Genomic DNA, 220 nt, shown 5'->3' with positions numbered 1-220 from the left:
TGAACACGAGGCGCTCCGGTTCCAGGTCGAGTTGGCCGTCGAACCAGTTCCGCCGCTGCTTCAGGATGTCGGGACGCTCCTGTTCGATGGCATGGCCTGTCTTTTTTTGCGAGTCATGCCGTGACGCACAAAGAAGCGGTGAAGCCCGGCTACCGAAACGGTCAGGCCGATCTCGACCAGCGCCTGGCGCAATTCTTCGAGCGAGATGTCCTTGCGCGCT

1 pseudogene is annotated in these 220 nt (G+C 60.9%); it reads right to left on the bottom strand.

What is annotated here, in order from left to right:
* Window positions 1–220, bottom strand: a pseudogene (locus KKP04_RS15715) (IS630 family transposase); the annotation flags it as partial.

Source organism: Rhodomicrobium sp. Az07 (genome assembly GCF_018619475.1).
Lineage (GTDB): Bacteria > Pseudomonadota > Alphaproteobacteria > Rhizobiales > Rhodomicrobiaceae > Rhodomicrobium.
Note: the sequence above shows the minus strand (reverse complement) of the source record. Positions and strands in the feature narration are given on the sequence as shown.